At 64.9% G+C, this 5619-nt stretch carries 7 protein-coding genes; all 7 read left to right on the top strand.

The window, feature by feature from the left end; all coding sequences use genetic code 11:
• On the top strand, positions 1-317 hold a 317-nt coding region (locus tag BIS11_RS09755), incomplete at its 5' end, for an SPOR domain-containing protein (protein ID WP_253585984.1).
• Between the two features lie 2 nt (positions 318-319).
• Positions 320-898: a CvpA family protein gene (locus tag BIS11_RS09750; protein WP_253418988.1), complete on the top strand. Its 579-nt coding sequence runs from the start codon at positions 320-322 to the stop codon at positions 896-898.
• A gap of 93 nt (positions 899-991) precedes the next feature.
• Positions 992-2512: an amidophosphoribosyltransferase gene (purF, locus tag BIS11_RS09745; protein WP_253418990.1), complete on the top strand. Its 1521-nt coding sequence runs from the start codon at positions 992-994 to the stop codon at positions 2510-2512.
• A gap of 30 nt (positions 2513-2542) precedes the next feature.
• A complete protein-coding gene (locus tag BIS11_RS09740) occupies positions 2543-3739 on the top strand; it encodes an O-succinylhomoserine sulfhydrylase (RefSeq protein WP_253418992.1) in 1197 nt (398 codons plus the stop codon).
• 269 nt (positions 3740-4008) lie between these two features.
• Entirely contained in the window at positions 4009-4566 is a 558-nt protein-coding gene (locus BIS11_RS09735) for a cytochrome b (protein ID WP_253418994.1), read from the top strand.
• 65 nt (positions 4567-4631) lie between these two features.
• The gene (locus BIS11_RS09730) at positions 4632-5216 is read left to right on the top strand and encodes a YceI family protein (RefSeq protein ID WP_253418996.1); all 585 of its coding nucleotides are present in this window, start codon (positions 4632-4634) and stop codon (positions 5214-5216) included.
• Between the two features lie 144 nt (positions 5217-5360).
• On the top strand, positions 5361-5619 hold a 259-nt coding region (locus BIS11_RS09725), incomplete at its 3' end, for an MATE family efflux transporter (RefSeq protein WP_253585985.1).

The raw sequence follows: 5619 nt of genomic DNA, 5'->3' as shown, positions 1-5619 counted from the left end.
CCAACGAGGCTACCTCGAATACCGCCAGTTCCTCGGGGAGCGATCAGAGCGACGCATCCTCGACCCGGGCTCCGGCCACCGCCGAGCAGGGCGAGTGGGCCGTGCAGGTGGGTAGCTTCGGGGACGTGGCCAATGCCCAGCGCTTGAGCGAGCAGCTCGCAAGCCAGGGCTTCACTGCCTTTCGCCGCGCCCGGGACAATAACCTGACGTCGGTCTATGTCGGCCCCTACGCCACCTCGGAAGAGGGCGAATCCGCCATGGCGCTGATCAAGCAGCGCGCCAACGTCCAGGGTCTCCTGGTGCGGGTGCGGGATTGACGATGGCACTTACCTGGATCGATGCCCTCTTTCTGGCGGTGCTGGCGCTGTCGATGCTGGCGGGCTTTTTACGTGGCTTCGTGCGCGAGGCGCTGGGCCTGGCCGCCTGGGTGATCGCGCTGATGGTGGCGCGGGTGCTGGCCGCTCCGGTCGCGGAACTCATGAGCGGGTTGATCGACAGCTACGATGCCCGCCTGGTGCTGGCCTTCGCGCTGGTCATCTTCGCGGTGATCCTGCTGTGCGGCATCGTCATTCGCCTGGTGCACGCCGCGATCGTCTGGGTCGGCATGGGGCTATTGAACCGTTTTGCCGGGGCGGCCTTCGGCGCAGCGCGCGGCGTGGTCATCCTGCTGGTCGCCACGATATTGATCACTTTGACGCCGCTGTCCGACCTCGAGGCCTGGCAGCAGGCGAGCCTGCGTCCCACCTTCATCGAACTAAGAGACTGGGCGGTCAGCCAGCTTAACCAATGGGAGCGCGAGCTGCCCCGGGCCCCGGAGTCGCTGCGCGACATCAGCCTGCCCGAGCTTCGTTTGAGCGCGCCAGGCGCATCCAACGGCTCACCGGCCCCCGCGCCGTAATCACCGGTCCCGACCCCTGCGCGGGGCCGGCTACATCATGATCGAACATCCGCGCTCGCTGTCCCGGGCGTGGTGCAAAGCGAGGTAACACGAATGTGCGGTATCGTCGGCCTTCTGGCCAAGCAAGCGGTGAACCAGGGTATCTACGACGCCCTGACCGTTCTTCAGCACCGGGGGCAGGATGCCGCGGGCATGATGACTTGGAGCGAGGGACGCTTTCTGCTGCGCAAGAGTAACGGCCTGGTGCGCGACGTGTTCCATACCCGTCACATGGCACGCCTGAAGGGGCGCCTGGGCATCGGTCACGTGCGCTACCCCACCGCCGGTTCGTCGAGCGAAGCCGAGTCGCAGCCGTTCTACGTCAACTCGCCCTACGGCATTGCGCTGGCCCACAACGGCAACCTGACCAACTCCGAGCAGTTGAAGCAGGAACTCTTCTCCACCGATCTTCGCCACATCAACACCAGCTCCGACTCCGAAGTGCTGCTCAACGTGTTCGCCCACGAGCTCGGAAAGCAAGGGCTGCACCTCGAGCCCGGCGACATCTTCGATGCGGTACGCCGGGTCCATCGGCGCTGCAAGGGCGGCTACGCGGCGGTGGCGATCATCAACGGCTTCGGCATGGTGGCGTTTCGCGATCCCCACGGCATTCGCCCGGTGGTGTTCGGCACGCGCCAGGAAGGTGACAGCCAGGAGGTGATGATCGCCTCCGAATCCGTCGCACTCGACGTCGGCGGCTTCGAGCTCGAGCGTGATCTGGGCCCGGGCGAGGCGATCTTCGTCGACATGGAAGGGCGTATCACCACCCAGGTGTGCGCCGACCAGCCCACGCTTCGCTCGTGCATCTTCGAGCACGTCTACCTGGCGCGACCGGACTCGCTGCTCGACGGCGCCTACGTCTACGGCACGCGCATGCAGATGGGCAGAAAGCTCGGCGATCGTATTCTGAACGAATGGCCGGATCACGACATCGACGTGGTGATCCCGATTCCCGACACCTCGCGCACCTCGGCGCTCGAGATGGCCCAGCACCTCGGCGTGACCTACCGCGAAGGGTTCATGAAGAACCGCTACATCGGGCGTACCTTCATCATGCCGGGGCAGACCCAGCGCAAGAAGTCGGTGCGCCAGAAGCTCAACGCCATCGACGTCGAGTTTCGCGGCAAGAACGTGCTGCTGGTGGACGACTCCATCGTGCGCGGCACCACCTGCAAGCAGATCATCCAGATGGCTCGTGACGCCGGCGCTCAGAACGTCTACTTCGCTTCCGCCGCGCCGCCGGTGCGCTACCCCAACGTCTATGGCATCGACATGCCGGTGGCCTCCGAGCTGATCGCCCACGGCCGCACCGAGGCCGAGGTCGGCGAGCTGATCGGCGCCGATCGCATCTTCTATCAGGACCTCGAGGATCTGAAGGCGGCCTGTCGCGAGGTGAACCCGGACATGGAGGAGTTCGACTGCTCGGTGTTCGACGGCAACTACGTCACCGGCGACATCGACGACGCCTACCTCGCGGTGCTCGAAGCCAGCCGCAACGACGCGGCGAAGGACAAGAGCGCGGGCGATCACGCGCTGGTGGACATGCACAACCAGGACGACGACCTGGACGACTGACACCCACGCGATTTTGCGGGAAGGAAGACCATGCACGACGATTTTGATCTTGCGAGCTACTCGCTCGAGACGCTGGCCATTCGTGCCGGCCATGAACGCACCTTCGAGCAGGAGCACGCCGAGCCGATCTTTCCTACCTCGAGCTTCGTCTACGAGAGCGCCGCCGAGGCGGCGCGCAAGTTCGGCGGCAAGGAGCCTGGCAACGTCTACTCGCGCTTCACCAACCCGACGGTGCATACCTTCGAGCGCCGCCTGGCCGCACTCGAAGGCGGCGAGCGCTGCGTGGCGACCAGCTCCGGCATGGCGGCGATCCTCTCCACGGCGCTGGCGCTGCTCTCCCAGGGCGACGAGATCGTCGCTTCCCGCTCGCTGTTCGGCTCCACGGTGAGCCTGTTCGACAAGTACCTGGGCAAGTTCGGCATCGTCACCCGCTACTTGGAGCTGTCCGACCTGGACGCCTGGGAGCGGGCGATCACCCCGGCGACCAGGCTGCTGTTCGCAGAGACCCCCTCCAACCCGCTTTCCGAGGTGGCCGACATCGCGGCGCTTTCGGCGCTTGCCAAGAAGAGCGGGGCGCTGCTGGCGATCGACAACTGCTTCCTTACCCCGGCGCTTCAGCGCCCGCTGGAGCTCGGGGCGGATCTGGTCATCCACTCGGCCACCAAGTACCTCGACGGCCAGGGGCGGGCCATCGGCGGCGCGGTGGTGGGGCGATCAGAGCTTCTCGAGGAGGTCTTCGGCGTGGTGCGCACCTGCGGGCCGTGCCTGAGTCCCTTCAACGCCTGGATCTTCACCAAGGGGCTCGAGACGCTGTCGCTGCGCATGAAGGCCCACAGCGAAAACGCCCAGGCGCTCGCCGAGTGGCTGGCGGCGCACCCGGCGGTGGTCAAGGTGCACTACAGCGGCTTGGCGAGCCACCCGCAGCACGCGCTGGCCAGGACCCAGCAGCGCGGCTTCGGCGCGGTGCTGGGCGTGGAGGTCACGGGCGGGCAGGAGGGCGCCTGGCAGGTGATCGACGCCACGCGGCTCTTGTCGATCACCGGTAACCTGGGCGACGTCAAGACGACCATCACCCACCCGGCGACCACCACCCACGGCCGGCTGAGCGACGCCCAGCGCGAGGCCGCGGGCATCGCGCCGGGGCTGATTCGCATCGCGGTGGGGCTCGAGAGCCAGGAGGACATTCGCGCCGATCTCGCCCGGGGCCTGGACGCACTGGCCACCTGACGCTCACTCGATGCTTGGCTCGAAAACCCCACATCCGTGGGGTTTTTTCGTTTCACCGTCCTGGTTTGAGATACCGCATCGGAGGGGAGTGGTAACGTTTAGCCGGGTAATCAATGGTTTTTACGAATGAACTGTCCTGCTTTTTTCAGCAGTAGTTCGAGCGGCGACTCGCTATGCTCTATCGCTCGAAGTCGTTGAAACATTGATCAAAAAAATACGGCAGGCAATGCGTGCCGATCGTGTCGGGAAGGCTGGATCAGGGGATGGGCATGTGGCGTAATACGCGAAATGGTTGGGGCGTGGTGAGTATCTCGTTTCACTGGCTGAGTGCACTCGCCGTGATCGGCCTTTTCCTGCTGGGCTGGTGGATGACCGGCCTGGGTTATTACCATCCCTGGTACAACCAGGCGCCCTGGATCCATCGCTCGATCGGCATTCTGCTGCTACTGGTGACGGCGGGGCGAATGACATGGCGACTGTTGAACGCGACACCCGAGTCAGAAGGGAGCCGTTTCGAGCGCATCGCCGCGCACCTGGGGCACATCGGTATCTACGTGCTGCTGCTGCTGGTCATGCTCAGCGGCTACCTGATCTCCACCGCCAACGGGCGTGGGGTCAGCGTGTTCGGCTGGTTCGAGATGCCGGCCCTGCTGCACGGCCTGCCCAACCAGGCAAGCGTTGCCGGCGTCATCCACTGGTACAGCGCGGTACTTTTGCTCATCGTCGCCGCAGGCCACGCTTTAGCGGCCATGAAGCACCATTTTCACGATCGCCACCGCACCCTGGTGCGGATGGTGAACCCGGCACACAGCCGCCGACCCGGCTGAACGATTTTCCAACGAGGGGCGCCCCGGCGCCTCGACCCCCAGCAAGGAAAGAGAGGAGTTGTCCCATGTTGAAGAAGAGTCTGCTTGCAAGCGCCGTTGCCGCTGCTGCCCTGATTCCGCTGAGCCAGGCCCAGGCCGCCGACTACGTGATCGATACCGAAGGCCAGCACGCCTTCGTCCAGTTCAAGATCAGCCACCTCGGCATGTCCTACATCCTGGGCAGCTTCGAGGAGTTCAGCGGCGATTTCACCTTCGATGAAGACGACCTGGAGGCCTCGAGCGTCAACGTCGAGGTGCAGGTCGATAGCCTCAACTCCAACCACGCCGAGCGCGATCGTCACATCCTGAGCGGCGACTTCCTGAATGCCAGCGAGTACCCGACCGCCACCTTCACCTCCACCGGCTTCGAGTCCACCGGTGACGACGAAGGTACCCTGACCGGTGAGCTGACCCTGCACGGCGAGACCCAGGAAATCGAGATGCCGGTCACGCTGATCGGCCAGGGCGAAGACCCCTGGGGCAACTACCGCGCCGGCTTCGAGGGCAGCACCACCCTCGTGCTCGGCGACTACGGCATCGACATGAGCGACTTCCCGGAAGCCATGCACGAGCTCGAGCTCTACGTGACCTTCGAAGGTATCCGCCAGTAACGGCGGCGTTTTAAAAAACGCCATCACCCCGACCGGGGTGGTGGCGTTTTTGCGTTGTGACGCATCGAATTTTCAACGAGGAGAGACGAGTTGGCCGTTTTCAGGCACTCCCTGGCGATCACGTTGTGGCGCCAGACCTGGCCCATGGCGATCGGCGTTCTGGCCCTTCTGGGCTTTCAACTGGTGGACAGCGCCTTCATCGCGAGGCTCGGTACCGCGCCACTGGCTGCCCAGTCGTTCACCTTTCCGCTGTCGTTTCTGATCATCGGCGTCCAGGTAGGCATGGGAATCGCCATCGCCGCGCTGATATCGCGCGCGCTGGGCGCCGGGGAGGACGCGCGTGCCCGGCGCCTGGGGACGCTGGTACTGCTCTTCGGCGGCGGCGTCATCGGCGTGCTGGCAC

It is taken from the genome of Halomonas sp. 707D4 (genome assembly GCF_024158685.1).
Lineage (GTDB): Bacteria > Pseudomonadota > Gammaproteobacteria > Pseudomonadales > Halomonadaceae > Vreelandella.
This window is presented reverse-complemented; position numbering and strand designations above follow the sequence as displayed.

Coding starts and splice junctions, on each gene's coding strand:
- purF (WP_253418990.1), top strand. CDS start 992: ATGTGCGGTATCGTCGGCCTTCTGGCCAAGCAAGCGGTGAACCAGGGT.
- BIS11_RS09735 (WP_253418994.1), top strand. CDS start 4,009: ATGTGGCGTAATACGCGAAATGGTTGGGGCGTGGTGAGTATCTCGTTT.
- BIS11_RS09750 (WP_253418988.1), top strand. CDS start 320: ATGGCACTTACCTGGATCGATGCCCTCTTTCTGGCGGTGCTGGCGCTG.
- BIS11_RS09740 (WP_253418992.1), top strand. CDS start 2,543: ATGCACGACGATTTTGATCTTGCGAGCTACTCGCTCGAGACGCTGGCC.
- BIS11_RS09730 (WP_253418996.1), top strand. CDS start 4,632: ATGTTGAAGAAGAGTCTGCTTGCAAGCGCCGTTGCCGCTGCTGCCCTG.